The 15,101-nt window shown below is 70.0% G+C and carries 13 protein-coding genes; 5 read left to right on the top strand and 8 right to left on the bottom strand.

Annotated elements, in window-relative coordinates; all coding sequences use genetic code 11:
* Positions 1–71: 71 nt before the first annotated feature.
* The 3 genes from ACFV6V_RS15110 to clpS form a co-directional block, all read right to left on the bottom strand.
* Complete coding sequence (locus tag ACFV6V_RS15110) at positions 72–1,514, bottom strand: amino acid permease (protein WP_385564337.1); 1,443 nt, start codon at positions 1,512–1,514, stop codon at positions 72–74.
* A 412-nt stretch (positions 1,515–1,926) separates the two neighbouring features.
* Positions 1,927–2,520, bottom strand: coding sequence for a DUF2017 domain-containing protein (locus ACFV6V_RS15105; RefSeq protein WP_385564334.1), 594 nt, complete (start codon positions 2,518–2,520; stop codon positions 1,927–1,929).
* Positions 2,520–2,831 (bottom strand): ATP-dependent Clp protease adapter ClpS, encoded by a 312-nt coding sequence (gene clpS / locus ACFV6V_RS15100; protein WP_385564331.1) that lies wholly within the window; start codon positions 2,829–2,831, stop codon positions 2,520–2,522. The genes ACFV6V_RS15105 and clpS overlap by 1 nt, the downstream gene beginning before the upstream one ends.
* 143 nt (positions 2,832–2,974) lie before the next feature.
* Here clpS and ACFV6V_RS15095 point away from each other — a divergent pair, with 143 nt between their 5' ends.
* On the top strand, positions 2,975–4,306 hold the full coding sequence (locus ACFV6V_RS15095; protein ID WP_385564328.1) for a nicotinate phosphoribosyltransferase: 1,332 nt from the start codon (positions 2,975–2,977) through the stop codon (positions 4,304–4,306).
* A gap of 126 nt (positions 4,307–4,432) precedes the next feature.
* Positions 4,433–5,017, top strand: coding sequence for an isochorismatase family protein (locus ACFV6V_RS15090; RefSeq protein ID WP_385564325.1), 585 nt, complete (start codon positions 4,433–4,435; stop codon positions 5,015–5,017).
* 123 nt (positions 5,018–5,140) lie between these two features.
* Here the strand turns inward: ACFV6V_RS15090 and ACFV6V_RS15085 are convergent, their stop codons facing one another.
* Positions 5,141–5,461: a hypothetical protein gene (locus tag ACFV6V_RS15085; protein WP_385564322.1), complete on the bottom strand. Its 321-nt coding sequence runs from the start codon at positions 5,459–5,461 to the stop codon at positions 5,141–5,143.
* Positions 5,462–5,581: 120 nt separating this feature from the next.
* Positions 5,582–8,008 carry an immune inhibitor A domain-containing protein gene (locus ACFV6V_RS15080; RefSeq protein ID WP_385564319.1) on the bottom strand — a complete coding sequence of 809 codons (2,427 nt, stop codon included), beginning with the start codon at positions 8,006–8,008 and terminating at the stop codon, positions 5,582–5,584.
* A gap of 442 nt (positions 8,009–8,450) precedes the next feature.
* Between ACFV6V_RS15080 and ACFV6V_RS15075 the strand changes: the two genes are divergently transcribed.
* Entirely contained in the window at positions 8,451–8,735 is a 285-nt protein-coding gene (locus ACFV6V_RS15075) for a hypothetical protein (protein WP_361290563.1), read from the top strand.
* Here the strand turns inward: ACFV6V_RS15075 and ACFV6V_RS15070 are convergent.
* Together ACFV6V_RS15070 and ACFV6V_RS15065 are read right to left on the bottom strand one after the other, a co-directional pair.
* Positions 8,721–9,443 (bottom strand): RDD family protein, encoded by a 723-nt coding sequence (locus tag ACFV6V_RS15070; protein WP_385564315.1) that lies wholly within the window; start codon positions 9,441–9,443, stop codon positions 8,721–8,723. The genes ACFV6V_RS15075 and ACFV6V_RS15070 overlap by 15 nt on opposite strands.
* A gap of 71 nt (positions 9,444–9,514) precedes the next feature.
* Complete coding sequence (locus ACFV6V_RS15065; protein ID WP_385564312.1) at positions 9,515–11,077, bottom strand: RDD family protein; 1,563 nt, start codon at positions 11,075–11,077, stop codon at positions 9,515–9,517.
* 253 nt (positions 11,078–11,330) lie between these two features.
* Here ACFV6V_RS15065 and ACFV6V_RS15060 point away from each other — a divergent pair, with 253 nt between their 5' ends.
* Positions 11,331–11,777: an SsgA family sporulation/cell division regulator gene (locus ACFV6V_RS15060; RefSeq protein ID WP_385564309.1), complete on the top strand. Its 447-nt coding sequence runs from the start codon at positions 11,331–11,333 to the stop codon at positions 11,775–11,777.
* 41 nt (positions 11,778–11,818) lie between these two features.
* Here ACFV6V_RS15060 and ACFV6V_RS15055 read toward each other — a convergent pair whose 3' ends face one another.
* The gene (locus ACFV6V_RS15055) at positions 11,819–13,198 is read right to left on the bottom strand and encodes an FAD-binding oxidoreductase (protein WP_385564306.1); all 1,380 of its coding nucleotides are present in this window, start codon (positions 13,196–13,198) and stop codon (positions 11,819–11,821) included.
* Positions 13,199–13,305: 107 nt separating this feature from the next.
* Here ACFV6V_RS15055 and ACFV6V_RS15050 point away from each other — a divergent pair, with 107 nt between their 5' ends.
* Positions 13,306–15,090 (top strand): hypothetical protein, encoded by a 1,785-nt coding sequence (locus ACFV6V_RS15050; RefSeq protein ID WP_385564303.1) that lies wholly within the window; start codon positions 13,306–13,308, stop codon positions 15,088–15,090.
* Positions 15,091–15,101 lie beyond the last annotated feature (11 nt).

The raw sequence follows: 15,101 nt of genomic DNA, 5'->3' as shown, positions 1-15,101 counted from the left end.
CGGGAACGCACATCGGGTCATGCCGGGCGGGGTGAGCCCGGCATGACCCGATGTTCGCTGTGGGGAGCGAGCTACTTGACGGAGTCCGCGTACTCGGGGCGGCTGGGCTCGCCGAGCTGCGGGTTGCGGCCCTTGAGCACCGCCCAGCCGATGGCCAGCCCGACGCCCCAGACGGCGCCCACGATCAGGGAGATGAGGCCGTCCCTTTCGAGCGCGATCATGACGGTGACGCCGAGCAGGAAGAGCAGGGCGATCCAGCTTCCGACCGAGCCACCCGGGGCAGGGAAGGAGGACGCGGGCAGGCTGCCGTTCTTGACCGCATGACGGTAACGGATGTGGCTGATGAGAATCATCATCCAGGTCCAGATACCGGCCGCGGTGGCCACCGAGACGACGTAGCCGAACGCCTTCTCCGGGACGAGGTAGTTCAGGACCACGCCGACACCCATGAGGGCCACGGAGATGGTGATGCCGATGGCCGGGGTCCTGCGGGCGTTGAGCTTGCCGAAGGACTTCGGGGCCTCGCCGTTGGACGCCAGGTCACGCAGCATCCGGCCGGTGGAGTACATGCCGGAGTTGCAGGACGACAGCGCGGCGGTGAGCACCACGAAGTTGACGATGCCGCCGGCCAGCGGGATGCCGATCTTGTCGAAGGCATGGACGAAGGGACTCTCACCGGCGTGGAACTCGGTCCACTTCACGACGGAGAGGATCACGAGCAGCGCGCCGACGTAGAAGATGATGATGCGCCAGGGCAGCGTGTTGATCGCCTTGGGCAGGGTCTTCTCCGGGTTCTCGGACTCACCCGCGGTGACGCCGACGAGCTCGACGGCGAGGTAGGCGAACATGACGCCCTGAAGGGTCATCAGGCTGGAGCCGATGCCGTTCGGGAAGATGCCGTCGTGGGACCAGAGGTTGGAGACGGCGGCGGTGTCGCCGGCGTCGGAGAAGCCCAGGGTGAGCACGCCGAGGCCGATCACGATCATGCCGATGATCGCGGTGACCTTGACCATCGAGAACCAGAACTCGACCTCGCCGAAGATCTTCACCGAGATCAGGTTGACGCCGAACAGCACCACGAGGAAGGCCAGGGCACTGACCCATTGGGGGATGCTCGGGAACCAGTAGTGCACATAGATGGCGGCTGCGGTGAGCTCGGCCATGCCGGTGACGACCCACATCAGCCAGTAGGTCCAGCCGGTGACGTACCCGAAGAACGGGCCGAGGAACTCGCGGGCGTACTCCGCGAAGGAGCCGGAGACCGGCCGGTACAGGAGCAGCTCGCCGAGCGCCCGCATGATGAAGAAGATGATGGCGCCGGCGAGGGCGTACATCAGGATGATGCTGGGGCCGGCCTTCTCGATGTTGGCTCCGGCTCCCATGAAGAGGCCCACGCCGATGGCACCGCCGATGGCGATCATCTGGACCTGTCGGCTGCCGAGCCCGCGCTCGTAGCCCTCCTGCGGAGCGTCCCCGGCCGTGCCGGCGTGCTTGTCGACCTGCAACGAGGTCATGGTGGTGCGCCTTTCTCCATTCTGATCCGCGACACCGCTCGGTGTGACTGCGGATCAGGTCCTGATCCCCCCGGATGTGACTGGAGTGCCGCCGGCGGTCTGCCGGTCGAAGCGCCCCCGGGTACATGGGTGGCGTGCCCGGGCGGTCGTGAAGATCTATCACGCAGGGCGCGATGATCACTCCGGGGAATTGTGGCGCACGCCACAGGAAGAACCGGACACGGGTGACGCAAAACCCCAAACAGGGGTGATCGAGTGACGCGATCGTTATCCGGATTTGAGCGTCCGCTGAGCGAACGAACGGTAACGCTATGGAGTCGCCCAGGTCACGGCGCGATCACCGGAAACAGGGCGGGGGCGCGTGACCGCGACGGCATGGGCAGGTGACCGCGAACGGCATCGGCGCCGGGCGTCACGGCATCAGGGTCTCGACGAGCGTCTCCTGGAGCGCCCCGAGCCAGAGGTACGCCATCACCATCGGCTTGCGGGGATCGGCGTCCGGCAGCCGGTACAGCTCGCCGCTCTCGTCCTCGTCGGCGACCTCGAGCCGGGTGCCGATCGTCAGCCGCAGATCATTGAGCGCGCCGAGCCAGTGCAGGGAGTCCTGGGCGGTGAGCTTGAGCACCGCGCCGCCCTCGCCCGCGGCGGTGAGGGCGTCGAGGCTGCGCACCACGGCCAGGGCGTCATCACGCTTGCGGGTGCGCAGGTCGTTCTCCGTGTAGCGCCTGAACTCGGCGCAGTGTTCGCGCAGTTCCTCGTCCGGGTCCTCGCTGCCGGGTTCGCCGTAGGCGTCGGGGAAGAGCCGGGCCAGCGCCGGATCCGCGGGCGGCTCGCTCGGGCCTTCGGTGAACAGCGCGGCCAGCGGGTCCTCACCCTTGGCCGGCTCTTCGCCCGGTCCGATCAGTTCGAGCAGCTGGACGGCCAGCGAGCGCAGGATGGAGATCTCGACCTCGTCGAGTGCGACGGCCGCGCCGCCGCCGGGCAGCGCCTCGAAGTGGCCGGCCATCAGGCGCGGTCCTGGGAGAGCGTTGCCCACAGTCCGTATCCGTGCATCGCCTGCACATCGCGCTCCATCTCTTCGCGGCTGCCGCTGGAGACGATGGCGCGGCCCTTGTGGTGGACGTCCAGCATCAGCTTGTGGGCCTTGTCCTTGGAGTAGCCGAAGTACGCCTGGAACACATAAGTGACGTAGCTCATCAGATTCACCGGGTCGTTGTGGACGATCGTCACCCAGGGAACGTCTGGTTCGGGTACGGCGAAGGTCTCCTCGGCCGACTGGGGACGCTCGATCTCGGTGGGCACAGTCACTCCACCCATGCTGCCACCCGCGGATGCCCGTCGCACAAACGACCCCCGCCAATCCGGCCGACTGCATCAGAACGGACCGCCGGCCAGAGCGGCGACGAGACCACCGGACAGAGATCTCGTCAGTTTGACGAGATGTGCGCTAGCATCGTGCCATGGACACCGCGGATATGAGGCCGCGTGTCGACGTACCGTCGACCGCGCTCTTCACCGATCAGTACGAGTTCACGATGCTCCAGGCCGCGCTCAAGGCCGGCACGGCCGAGCGGCGCTCGGTCTTCGAGGTCTTCACCCGACGGCTGCCCGCGGGGCGCCGCTACGGCGTGGTCGCGGGAACCGGGCGCGTCCTGGACGCCGTGGAGAACTTCCGGTTCGACCCCGATGTGCTCGGCTTCCTCCGCGACCACGGCATCATCGACGAACCCACCCTGCACTGGCTCGCCGACTACCGCTTCAGCGGCGACATCTGGGGATACCCGGAAGGCGAGGTGTACTTCCCCGGCTCGCCGATCCTGCGGGTCGAAGGCTCCTTCGCCGAATGCGTGCTGCTGGAGACGGTGATCCTCTCGATCCTCAACCACGACTCCGCGATCGCCGCCGCGGCCTCCCGGATGTCCACCGCCGCCGCCGGGCGGCGCCTGATCGAGATGGGTGCCCGGCGCACCCATGAGCTCGCCGCCGTCGCCGCCTCGCGCGCCGCGTACATCGGCGGCTTCGACTCGACCTCCGATCTCGCCGCGGGATTCCGCTACGGGATCCCGACGGTCGGCACCAGCGCCCACGCCTTCACCCTGCTGCACGACACCGAACGGGACGCGTTCCGCGCCCAGGTGGACTCGTTCGGACGCGGGACGACGCTGCTCGTGGACACGTATGACGTCACCGAGGCCGTCCGTACCGCCGTGGAGATCACCGGGACCGGGCCCGGGGCCGTGCGGGTGGACTCCGGAGACCTGCTGCTGGTCGCCCACCGGGTGCGGCAGCAGCTCGACGAGCTGGGCGCCCGGGACACCCGGATCGTCGTGACCTCGGACCTGGACGAGTACGCGATCGCCTCACTGGCCGCCGCGCCCGTGGACGCGTACGGCGTGGGCACCCAACTGGTCACCGGCAGCGGGCATCCGACCTGTTCCATGGTCTACAAGCTGGTCGCCCGCGCCACCTCCGCCGACGCCGGGGCGCCGCTGGTGCCGGTCGCGAAGAAGTCGACCGTGGGAAAGCAGTCCGTCGGGGGCCGCAAGTGGGCGGCCCGTCGACGCGACCCGCAGGGGGTGGCCGAGGCCGAGGTGCTGGGCACCGGGCCGCTGCCGCAGGAGCTCGAGGGCAGGGAGCTCCTTGTCGAGCTGGTCAAGGGCGGGGAGGTCATCGGCCGGGAGCCGCTGGACGCGGCACGCGAGCGGCACGGCGCGGCCCGGGCGGCCCTGCCCGTTTCGGCGGTCCAGCTGTCCCGTGGTGAGCCGGTGATCCCCACCGAGTACGCCGGATGACGTACTGCGGATGATCGGACGATCGCCGTCTCCCGTACCGCGCCCGAAGTCTCTACCCTCGAACCGTCGAACCGCTCGCAAAGCAGCCGCACACCGCCGCCGGCCCCCACAGCGAAGGAAACCGCCATGCACCGCGCATTGGTCGTCGTGGACGTACAGAACGACTTCTGCGAGGGAGGCAGCCTCGCGGTCGCGGGGGGTGCCGATGTCGCCGCCGCCATCACCGACCTGATCGGCGAGTCCACGGCGGGCTACCGCCATGTGGTGGCCACCCGTGATCACCACATCGCACCCGGTGCGCACTTCGCCGAGCAGCCGGACTACGTCGACTCCTGGCCGGCGCACTGCGTCGCGGGGACGGAGGGCGCGGGCTTCCACCCGAACTTCGCCCCCGCCGTCGCCAGCGGCTCCATCGAGGCGGTGTTCGACAAAGGCGCCTATGAGGCCGCGTACAGCGGTTTCGAGGGCTCCGACGAGAACGGCGTGACACTGGCCGAATGGCTGCGGGCGCGCGAGGTCAGCGAGATAGACGTGGTCGGCATCGCGACGGACCACTGCGTGCGGGCGACGGCCCTGGACGCGCTGCGCGGGGGCTTCCGCGCGCACGTCCTGCTGGATCTGACCGCGGGGGTCGCGGAGGAGACCGTGGCCCGGGCGCTCCGGGCGATGCGCGAGGCGGGCGTGGAGCTGTCGGGGAAGCCGGTGGTCTGAGGCCGGGGCCCTGCCCCTGGCGGGGGCCCGCCAGGGCGCCGTTTCCCGGCCTCGTCCACCGGTCCCGCACTTCCCCGGGGTCCTGCGGCGCCGCCCGCCCCGAGGCACCCCGCCGAGCGGGTCCTACGCGCTGCCCGCCGGCCTCAGCAGCGCCCGTATCGGGTGCCACAGCTCCTGTTGTCCGGCGATGCCCGCGTGGGTGCGCCAGAGCAGCCCGTCCGGATGGTGCAGCACGGCTGTGATCTCGTCCGGGGTCGGCGGCTCCGTGTTCCCCCGTAGATAGACCGCCCGCAGCCCCAGGTTCCGCAGCCGGGTCAGGGCGCGGGCGCGGTTCGCCGCGTGCACCAGGACCCGTACCGTGCGGTCGCTGCCGGCCGGATCGGGCAGGCCGATGGCCACCACGACGCTGCCGCCTGGCAGCTTGCTGAATCCTCCGCCGGGCATGCCTATCACTCCCCCGTGAGTTCGCTGTCAATAAGAAGTGGTCAGAGGCACCTAAACACGATCGGCCGCCGCCCGCTAGGGGGCGACGGCCGATCATGCTTTGACCTGCGGTTTTGCTATTTACTTCTTCGAGGGACCGACCTTCACGGAGATCGTCTCGCCACTCTTCGGCTCCTTGACGATCGAGATCCGGGTGTTGGTGTCAGTAACGTTCACACCAGCGGTCGGGTTCTCCTTGTACCAGTAGACGCCCTTGCCGTCATCGAACACCGGGTTGCCCGCGTGCGAGCCGATGCGGCGCGCGACGTCGGCCTTGTGCAGCGTGACGGTGTCCGAGCGGTAGGTGCTGAAGGTCGAGTCGAACGCCTGGATGCGGTTGCGCATCAGCGTGCCGTCCGCCCACTTCAGCGGGGTGGCGTTGGCGTCGACCGGAAGGATCAGACCCTCACCCGGGTGCTGGCTGGTGTTGTTGTCCTTCTGGGACAGGTCCCACTTCCAGATCAGCAGACCGTTCTGGTACGGGTAGTGCTCGACCCAACCGTCCTTCGGCGACTTGAAGCCGAAGTTGTACGGACCGACCTTGAGGGTGCCGTCGTACGAGACGTACTGACGGTTCTCGGCCAGGTAGTACTGCTCGTACTCCTGGGTGAAGGACTCGCCGATGCGGGAGAAGCCCTTCGCGGTCCAGCCGGCGTCGTCGCCCTCGGCGCCGTCCGAGAACAGCGCGGCGCCATCGGCGTTGACGGTGATCGCGTCGGCAGCGAAGCCCTTGCCGCCCGCGCCGCCGTCCGTCTGGTAACGGAAGCGGACGTCGACCTTCTTGCCGGCGTAGGCGTCCAGCGAGTAGGCGAGCTTCTTGTACGCGCCCGACTGGCCGGTCAGCGCCGGGGCGTCGCTGGCGTCACGGGTGATCGCCTTGCCGTCGGCCGTGCCGTCGATCGGGGTCCAGGTGGCGCCGCCGTCCGTCGACACCTCGGTGTAGAGGTAGTCGTAGTCGGCCTCGATGTCCCACCAGCCCGAGAGCTCCAGGGAAGCCTTGGACTTGCCCGTGAGGTCGACCGAGCGGGTCAGGGTGTTCTTGAGGTCGTCACCCATGTCGCTCCACCACTGCTTGGAGCCCTCGGCGGGCGCCACCACGGTGGTGGTCTGCTTCTTCTTGGGCAGCTCGACGACCAGCGCCTGCGGGTTCTTGGTGTTGTACGCCGCCACACCCAGCTTGTGGCTGGAGTTCTTGCCCGCCTTGGCCTTGGTGTAGTTCAGCCAGCCGAGCTGGAGCTTGCTCCAGGCATCCATGTCGCCCGGCATGTCGCCGATGCTGTCCTTGCCGGTGCCCAGCCAGGAGCCCGACGACATGAGGGACCAGAAGCCCGTGGAGTTGTCGCCACCGGAGGTGTCGTACAGGTCCGGCAGGCCCAGGTCGTGGCCGTACTCGTGGGCGAAGACACCGAGGCCGCCGTTCTCGGGCTGCATGGTGTAGTCGCCGACCCACACGCCGGACGAGCCGATCTGGGTGCCACCGGCCCTGTTGTTGTCCGGGCCGGTCTTGCCCGCGTTGGTGCCGTAGGCATACCAGCGGTGCGCCCACAGGGCGTTCTCGCCCTCGGCACCGCCACCGGCCGACTCGTCCTCGCCCGCGTGGACGATCTGGAAGTGGTCGATGTAGCCGTCGGGCTCGTTGAACTCGCCGTCGCCGTCGAAGTCGTAGCGGTCCCACTTGTCGTAGTCGGACAGCATCTTCTTGATCTCGGCGTCGGACTTGCCCTTGGCCTTCTGGTCCGCGGTCCAGGCGTTGACGCCGTCCTTGACCGCGTCCCAGACGTTGGAGCAGTTGGACTGGCCGCAGTAGTTCGAGCCGTAACGGGCCTCGTTGTACTCGACCTTGACCCAGTCCGAGACGGTGCCCTCGACCGAGTAACGGCCGGAGGAGGTGCGCTCGTAGTAGGTCTTCAGCGAGTGCTTGGCGTTGCCCTTCTTGTCCTTGCCCTTGCCGAAGTACAGGTCCTGGAAGTGCGCCTGGTTGTAGTCCTTCTGCCAGGCCGTGGAGTTGTCCACGTTGCGGTCCGGCTGGGCGATCTTGTTGTGCAGCGGACCAACGGTGCCGCCGTACTTCTTGACCGCCGGCTTCGGGCCGTCGCCGTCCGGGTCGAACATCGTGGTGTCGTCGACCTTGTCGCCGAACTCCACCAGGATCGTGAAGATCTTGTCGGTCTTCTCGCGGCCGAGCTCGACGTACTTCTTCTTGCCGAGCTTCACGACCTGCGACTGGCCGCGCTTCTGCACGGTCGCGTCACCGGAGATGACGCGCTCCAGCGCCGCCTGGCGCTCCTGTTCCTGCTGCTTGCTGAACGGACCCTCGAGGTCGTGGTCGACATGGGTCTTCTCGCCGGACTTCGGGGCCGTACCCGGGGCCGGGTCGTGGCGCTCGATGCCTGCCGGTGAGTTGGCGCTGTCAGCCTGGGCCGTGGTGAAGGCCGAAGCCGTCGCGCCGGTCGCCGCGAGCGCCACGAATATCGCGGAAGCCCTGATGGCACGTCGTCTGCTGGTCACTTGATGGTGTCCTCCCCTGCGCCCGCGTCATCGCGGAACCTGGAGTGTGGGGAGGGTCCGCGGGCGGTTGCGCGTCACAAGTGACGACATTCGATCGGAGTTGCCGGGGAAAAGACAGCCCTTGACTTGTGCAAGCCAACTGCACTATGTAGGAGCGCTCTTCCGGTATCCGGACGGCCAGGCGCGCGGAAGACAAGGGAAAACCCTATTGCCCCTCCCCATGGGGCGGAAGGCCCCGCCTGCAGAAGGCGCATCGGACCGTCCAGCCCTCGGAACGGATGACTCCATGCGCCCCCCGTGCACCGGCACCGTGGGTTAGGTCACGCTTACCAGCCGTTCGGCTCGGGCATCCACCCTCGTAAGAGGCCGCCGTCCCGCTGGGACAGGGCAGGCCGCACCGTGACAATCCCATGATCCGATGCTTCGAGGGGCGGAAACCGCCATGCCGCGTCCTACCACCGCACAGCTCGTCTACGGTTCGGCCACCGTCGTCATCGCGACCGTCGCCATGCTGCTGCTCTCCCGCACCACCACGGGCATCGGCATCGCCGTCATCGGCATCGCCGCACTCGCGCTGGGTCTGCTCGTCGCCATGACGGTGCCGCTGCCCTCGCCCGCCAAGGCGAAGGCGGCGCACACGATGCGTCCGCATCGTGGCGCCGCCGTTCCCGGAGGTACCGGGGCCGCCGCCGAGCCCGTCACCCCCGTGCACTCACTGCGTCGTTGACACCACCACCGTCTTGGCGGCCTTGTCGTGCAGGCCCTGCTTGTAGGGCTTGTCGACCAGGATCATGATCAGCAGGATCAGCAGCCAGACGCAGGGACAGCACAGCAGCGCCGGCAGCCAGAGCACCGCGGAGCGCACCAGCGAGGATCCGAAGTCGGGCGTGCTGCCGTCGTTCAGCATCGCGACCCGCATCTTCATCAGCTTCTTGCCGAGCGTCTGACCGCTCTGCTTGACCATCAGGGCGTCATAGAGGACGAACGCCAGGATGGTGATGATCTGGTAGATCCACGACGAGCCGCTGTTGTACTGGTTGACCCAGTCGCCGAAGTCATCGACCCGGCTCGTGTCATAGGTCCCGAACGGAATGGCGATGAACGCCAGCGGGATCACGACGATCAGCCAGTCGATCAGACGGGCCACGATGCGTCTGGCGGAGTCCGCGAGCGGGGGCATCCCGTGCAGCGGATCGGGCTGCCCGTACGGGTCACCGCCGTAGGCGCCCGTGTCGTACGGGGGCGGCGGCGGAGGCGTACCGCCGGCTCCGCCGTACGGGGAGCCGGGAGGCGGGGCGCCGTAGGGGCCGCCCCCTCCGGGAGGCGGGGTGCCTCCCGGCGGAGGTCCACCGGGCGGGGGTGTAGGCCCCTGGTCCTTCTTGCGGAAGGGGTCGTCGTCGGGCTGCTGGCCGGGCGGCGGCTGATCAGTGCTCATGGGGGCCAGTGCACCCCGCCCGGTGCGGCGCCGCAACGCCGTGTACTCCGTACGGGGGATGCCCGCAGCGGTCAGTCCGGTGAACCGGCGACGAAGGTGTGCGCCATCTTGTCGTGCCAGCACTGCCGCCACGGCCGGTCGAACACGCACCAGAGCACGTTGAAGACGCCGATCAGCAGCACCCCCAGCACTCCGTGCACCAGCCAGCGCACCAGTGCGGCCATGAAGTCGGGCGACTCATGGCTCTCGATGTGCCGCACTTCGAGGCCCATCAGCTTCTTGCCGAGCGTGCGGCCCCACTTGGCGGTCGGCAGCGCCTCGTACAGCGTGCCGAGCAGCAGCAGCGCGATCAGCGTGAGCCCGAACATCAGGAGCGTGGTCGCGTCGATCAGCCAGACGGTGACCGTCTCGCCCGACAGCTTCGCCGCCTCGATCTTCTCGTCGATATGCGTCACGGCCCTGGAGACCAGCGGGTAGGCCACCGCCCCGACGACCGCGCCCAGGACAACGGTGTCGATCAGCCGGGCCGTGACCCGCTTGCCGAGACCGGCAGGCCTGGCCGCCGCCTGGGCCTGTGCGGCTTGCAGGAACGGGTCGCTGACCGGCGGCTTCCACGGGGCGGCCGACTGCTGTTCGGCCTCAGCCTGGACCTGGGCCAGCCGGTGCACCTGCTGCGCCCAGGAAGCGGCTCCGCCGCCGTCTCCGGCGCTGATCGGCGCTTGCTGCTGCGGCGGGACGTGCGCCTGGTCCTGGCCCTGAGGATGGGCCTGGCTCTGAGCCTGGGAACGGTCGGGGGCGCCCGGGTCCTGTGCCACCTGTGTCGCCTGCGCCGCTGACTGCGGAGGCCGGGGCTCGGCCCCCGGCTGGGTACGCTGCCCGGGCTGCTGGGGCGCCAGCGAACGGATCGTCATCGTGCCCTCGGCGGGCGCGGTGTCGCCGGTCGGCTGCTGTGCGCGCAGCACGGCGCTGCCGTCGGAGAAGGATGCGCGCCCCTCACCACGGCCGGTGTCACCGCCCACGCTGCGCATCCCCGGCAGGGCTCCCCCGGACGGATCCGGGCCAGGGTCGGCCGCGGCCCCTTCGGCCGCCGGATCAGCCGCACGGTCGAACCGGGCGGCGGACGGCCCGGCAGTCCCCGGTGCGGCCGCACCGGGCGCCGCCACACGGGCCTCCCGCGCGGCGGCGGGGCTCCACGCCTCAGCGGGCGAGGGGGCCGACGGGCTCTCCGGAGAGGCGCCGGGGCCGCCGGCGGGGCCCATGCGCGGGTCCTGCGACGCCGTGCCCCACGAGACCCTGCGGTCCCGGTCGCCGCCGAAGCCCGACTGCTGGGAGGCGTCGGCCTGCCAGACGGAGGCGGGCTCGGGCCCGCGGCCCGCCATGAGCTCCGGATCCTCGTCCAGGAAGACCGGCCCGGTCTCCTCCAGCGACGGGGCGGGCGGAGTCTGCGGCGCTGCCGCCCCCGACGCGGCGGACGGAGGCGCGGGCAGGGGTGCGCCGTCGCTGGGGGCCGGCCGGCTCGTGCCAGGCACCCACGCCACACCGTTCCAGTACCGGACATAGCCGGGGATGGACGGATCTGGATAGAAGCCGGCTGCGGGGCTGCCGTCGCCGGTCGCCGGGGTTGGGGCGCTCATCACCGTGGTCCCGTATCTCCTGGAGGGCCTGGAGGCATTGATTCAGGGTCCACATCTATCAGACCGCCGACCCGCACTGGGCCTGTCCAGCCATAAGGCCCACTTTCCGGTAACGCTGTGCGCCAGTCTGGTGGCCGTGTCCGAAGTCACTGAGAAGTTGTTGGCCGAAGTCACGTAATAGTCGGCGGGGAAGGCGCTCTCTCCCTGCGTGGCCCGCTCCGGGGCCTCGTGCCAGGAAAGGAAGTGCACTCTCATGCACACCGTGGTGGAACGCGAGCTGGAGCTCAAACTGGTGCTGTCGCCGGAGCAGAGCGTGCCCGTACCGGCCAGACTGACCTATCGCACGGCCGATCCGTACGCCGTGCACATCACCTTCCACATCGGCTCCGAGCACCCGGTGGACTGGGCGTTCGCCCGGGAGCTGCTGGTCGAGGGGGTGTTCAGGCCGAGCGGGCACGGTGATGTGCGGATCTGGCCCACCAAGGTGGACGAACGCAGCGTCATCCTGATAGCGCTGACCTCGCCGGACGGGGACGCCCTGCTGGAGGCCCCCGCCGCGCAGGTCGCCGCCTGGCTGGAGCGGACCCTGCGGGCGGTGCCGCCTGGGACGGAGGCGGAGCGGTTCGGGATTGACGACGTGCTCGCCGAGCTGCTGGCGGCGGCGCCTCAGCGGGAGGACGCGCAGGACGGCGAGGTGTAGGCGTTCGGCCGCAGCCGTCAGCCGCGTTTCAGGCGCGGGCCTCAGAACACCTTCCCGGGGTTGAGGATGCCCAGCGGATCGAACACCTGCTTGATGCCGCGCTGCAACTCGATCCCGACCGGCCCGAGTTCCCGGGCCAGCCACTCCTTCTTCAGCACGCCCACCCCGTGCTCACCGGTGATGGTGCCGCCCAGCTCGAGCCCGAGGGCCATGATCTCGTCGAAGGACTCGCGGGCGCGCCGGGACTCGTCGGGGTCCGTGTGGTCGAAGCAGACCACGGGGTGGGTGTTGCCGTCGCCCGCATGGGCGCAGACACCGATCGTGAGGTCGTACTTCTCGGCGATGGCGGCCGTGCCGTCGAGCATCGCGGCCAGCCGGGACCGGGGTACGCAGACGTCGTCGATCATCGTCGCGGACTTGACGGCCTCCAGGGCGGTGAGCGAGAGCCTGCGCGCCTGAAGGAGCAGCTCGGACTCGGCGGCGTCCTCGGCGGGCACGACCTGAGTGGCTCCGGCCGCCTCGCACAGCTCGCCGACGGCGGCCAGGTCGGCGGTGGGGTTCGGGGTGTCGAAGGCCGCGAGCAGCAGCGCCTCGGTGCTGTCGGGGAGGCCCATCTGCGCCATCCGGTTGACGGCGTGGATGGTCGTACGGTCCATGAGCTCGAGGAGCGAGGGGGTGTGCCCGCGTTCCATGATGGCGCAGACCGCGTCGCAGGCGGCGGCGGCCGAGGCGAACTCGGCGGCGAGCACGAGCTGCTGGGGCGGCTGGGGCCGGAGCGCGAGCACCGCCTTGACGACGATGCCGAGGCTGCCTTCCGAGCCGACCAACAGCCGGGTGAGGTCGTATCCGGCGACGCCCTTGGCCGTGCGACGGCCGGTGCTCAGCAGCCGGCCGTCGGCGAGGACGGCGTCGAGCCCGAGCACGTACTCGGCGGTGACCCCGTACTTGACGCAGCACAGCCCGCCGGACGCGGTGCCGATGTTGCCGCCGATGGTGCACATCTCCCAGCTCGACGGGTCGGGCGGGTAGGTGAGCCCGTGCTCGGCCGCGGCCCGGCTGAGCACGGCGTTGACGACGCCCGGCTCGACCACCGCGATCCGCTCGACGGGGTTGATCTCCAGGATCCGGTCCATCTTGACGAGCGACAGCACGATGCAGCCGTCGGAGGCGTTGGCGGCGCCCGAAAGTCCCGTACGGGCGCCCTGGGGGACGACCGGGACACGTAGCGCGGTCGCGGTACGCATGACGTGCTGCACCTGTTCGACGCTGCGCGGCAGCACCACGACGGCGGGGATGCCCGCCTCGCAGAAGCTCGCCATGTCGTTGGCGTATGTGGCGGTCACGTCCGGGTCGGTGATCAGGGCATCGGCGGGGAGTCCCGTACGCAGCCCGGCCACGAGCCGGGAGAGGAGATCATCCATGATCCCAGACTTGCACCGGGGGCCATCGGTGTGAACCCGTCCGCGATCCCGTTCGCTGCACCGGGTGTGCTCTTCGTATCCGATGGCCGCTCCCTCAAAGTGATCGCATGACGACAAGATTTGCACCAAATATCAGGAATGCCGCGATCGGCACGTTGGTCGCCGCGGGACTGGTTGCCGGGGTCCTGGTCTTCGGGCCTGGGACGGGTGCGCCGCCGCCCGCGTCGGGACCGGCCGCGCGGGCCATGCTCGCCGCGGACGCCGGGGCACCGGCGTCGCTGGGCGATCTGTCGGCACTGATCTCGGACCGGGAGCGATGGGTGCGCTCCCGCCCGGGTGACGAGGCGGCCTGGGCGGTGCTCGGCTCCGCCTATGTGGAGCGGGCGGCGATGCTCGGCAGATGGGAGGACTATCCGAAGGCGCAGCGGGCTCTGGAGCGTTCGCTGGAGCTGCTGCCCGCCAGGATCGGGAACGCCGACGCGGAGCTGGGCATGGCGACCCTGGCCAACGCCCGGCGGGACTACGTGTCGGCGAAACGCTGGGCCGAGGGCGTACGGACCCGGATGCCCAAGCGCTGGGCGGTCTATCCGGTGCTGATCGACGCGTACAGCGGCCTGGGCGACTACGAGTCGGCCGCGAAGGCACTGGAGCAGCTGGAGAAGCTGCGGCCGGGCACCGCGCCGACGCTGGGCCGGTCCGCGCAGTCGTCCCGCGACCACGGGGGCAGCGAGGACGCGGCGGGGAAGGCGTACGAGGCAATGACCCGCGTGGGCAGCAGGACCGAACGCGCCTTCGCCCTGCACCGGCTCGGTGAACTCGCCTGGGAGGAGGGAGAGCCGGGGGAAGCCGTCGGCTACTACGACTCGGCGCTGCGGGCCGACCCGGAGAGCCACGCCTCGCTGGCGGGACGGGCACGCGCCCTGGCGGCACTGGGACGCTCCGACGAGGCGGTCAGGGACTACGAAGCGGCGCTGGGGGCACCGGCGGTGCCGGAGTACGCGCTTCAGGCGGGTGAGCTGTACGAGTCGCTGGGGCTTGACGGGGACGCACAAAGCCACTACGCGCTGCTGCGCACTCGCGTGGCCGAGGCGCGGGAGTACGGCGTGAACGAGGAACTGGTGCTCGGGAGCTACGAGGCCGACCACGGCGAGGCGGCGTCCGCGGTGCGCCGGCTGAAAGCGGAATGGGACCGCGGGGCGCGCAACGCGTATGTCGCGGACGCTCTGGGGTGGGCGCTGCACCGGGCGGGCCGGGGCCAGGAGGGACTGGAGTACGCGAAGCGGGCGAGAGCCGTCGGGATCCGGAGCGCGCTCTTCTCGTACCACCAGGGCGAGATCGAGCGCACGCTGGGTGAGGGCGGTCCGGCCCGCCGCCATCTGGCCGAAGCCCTTCGGATCAACCCGTACTTCTCGCCGCTGCTGGCGGGTCGGGCGGAGAAAGCCCTTGCGGCGCTGGGCGAGGCACCGGTGGACAACCCGCCCGATGACATCACGGGGAGGTTCGACGGTGAGGAGGAGACAGAAGGGGCTGAGAACGACGAGCGGGACGACCGTGACACCAGGGAGCGCGGGGGCCACGACGCACAGCACCCGAATCCGGCGGACACCGATGCCCCCAGGCCCGGCACCGGCGCATCAGTGAACCCGACCCCTGAGCGTCAGACGGCGTCCCCGGCGAGCCCGAGCCCGCAGACCTCGGCGCCGGCCCCCGCGGCATCCGCGCCCGCCCCCGCCCCGTCTCAGCCGCTGCCGCCATCACAGGCACCGTCGCAGCCGGTGCCCCCCTCACCGCCCACGGCGGCCCGGGCAGCCGCTGAGCCGCGCCCGTCCCAACGCCCGCCCGCCCAGCCGGTCCCGGAGCCCAGCGTCACGGGGCCCCTCGCACACCGGTGACAGCGGACAGG

Source organism: Streptomyces sp. NPDC059828 (genome assembly GCF_042731955.1).
GTDB lineage: Bacteria > Actinomycetota > Actinomycetes > Streptomycetales > Streptomycetaceae > Streptomyces.
The sequence above is the reverse complement of the archived record's forward strand: the minus strand, read 5'-3'. Positions and strand labels throughout refer to the sequence as shown.

Excerpts from the sequence above, each read along its gene's own strand:
- ACFV6V_RS15110 (WP_385564337.1), bottom strand. The coding sequence starts at position 1,514 with ATGACCTCGTTGCAGGTCGACAAGCACGCCGGCACGGCCGGGGACGCT.
- ACFV6V_RS15105 (WP_385564334.1), bottom strand. The coding sequence starts at position 2,520 with ATGGCCGGCCACTTCGAGGCGCTGCCCGGCGGCGGCGCGGCCGTCGCA.
- clpS (WP_385564331.1), bottom strand. The coding sequence starts at position 2,831 with ATGGGTGGAGTGACTGTGCCCACCGAGATCGAGCGTCCCCAGTCGGCC.
- ACFV6V_RS15095 (WP_385564328.1), top strand. The coding sequence starts at position 2,975 with ATGGACACCGCGGATATGAGGCCGCGTGTCGACGTACCGTCGACCGCG.
- ACFV6V_RS15090 (WP_385564325.1), top strand. The coding sequence starts at position 4,433 with ATGCACCGCGCATTGGTCGTCGTGGACGTACAGAACGACTTCTGCGAG.
- ACFV6V_RS15085 (WP_385564322.1), bottom strand. The coding sequence starts at position 5,461 with ATGCCCGGCGGAGGATTCAGCAAGCTGCCAGGCGGCAGCGTCGTGGTG.
- ACFV6V_RS15075 (WP_361290563.1), top strand. The coding sequence starts at position 8,451 with ATGCCGCGTCCTACCACCGCACAGCTCGTCTACGGTTCGGCCACCGTC.
- ACFV6V_RS15070 (WP_385564315.1), bottom strand. The coding sequence starts at position 9,443 with ATGAGCACTGATCAGCCGCCGCCCGGCCAGCAGCCCGACGACGACCCC.
- ACFV6V_RS15065 (WP_385564312.1), bottom strand. The coding sequence starts at position 11,077 with ATGAGCGCCCCAACCCCGGCGACCGGCGACGGCAGCCCCGCAGCCGGC.
- ACFV6V_RS15060 (WP_385564309.1), top strand. The coding sequence starts at position 11,331 with ATGCACACCGTGGTGGAACGCGAGCTGGAGCTCAAACTGGTGCTGTCG.
- ACFV6V_RS15055 (WP_385564306.1), bottom strand. The coding sequence starts at position 13,198 with ATGGATGATCTCCTCTCCCGGCTCGTGGCCGGGCTGCGTACGGGACTC.
- ACFV6V_RS15050 (WP_385564303.1), top strand. The coding sequence starts at position 13,306 with ATGACGACAAGATTTGCACCAAATATCAGGAATGCCGCGATCGGCACG.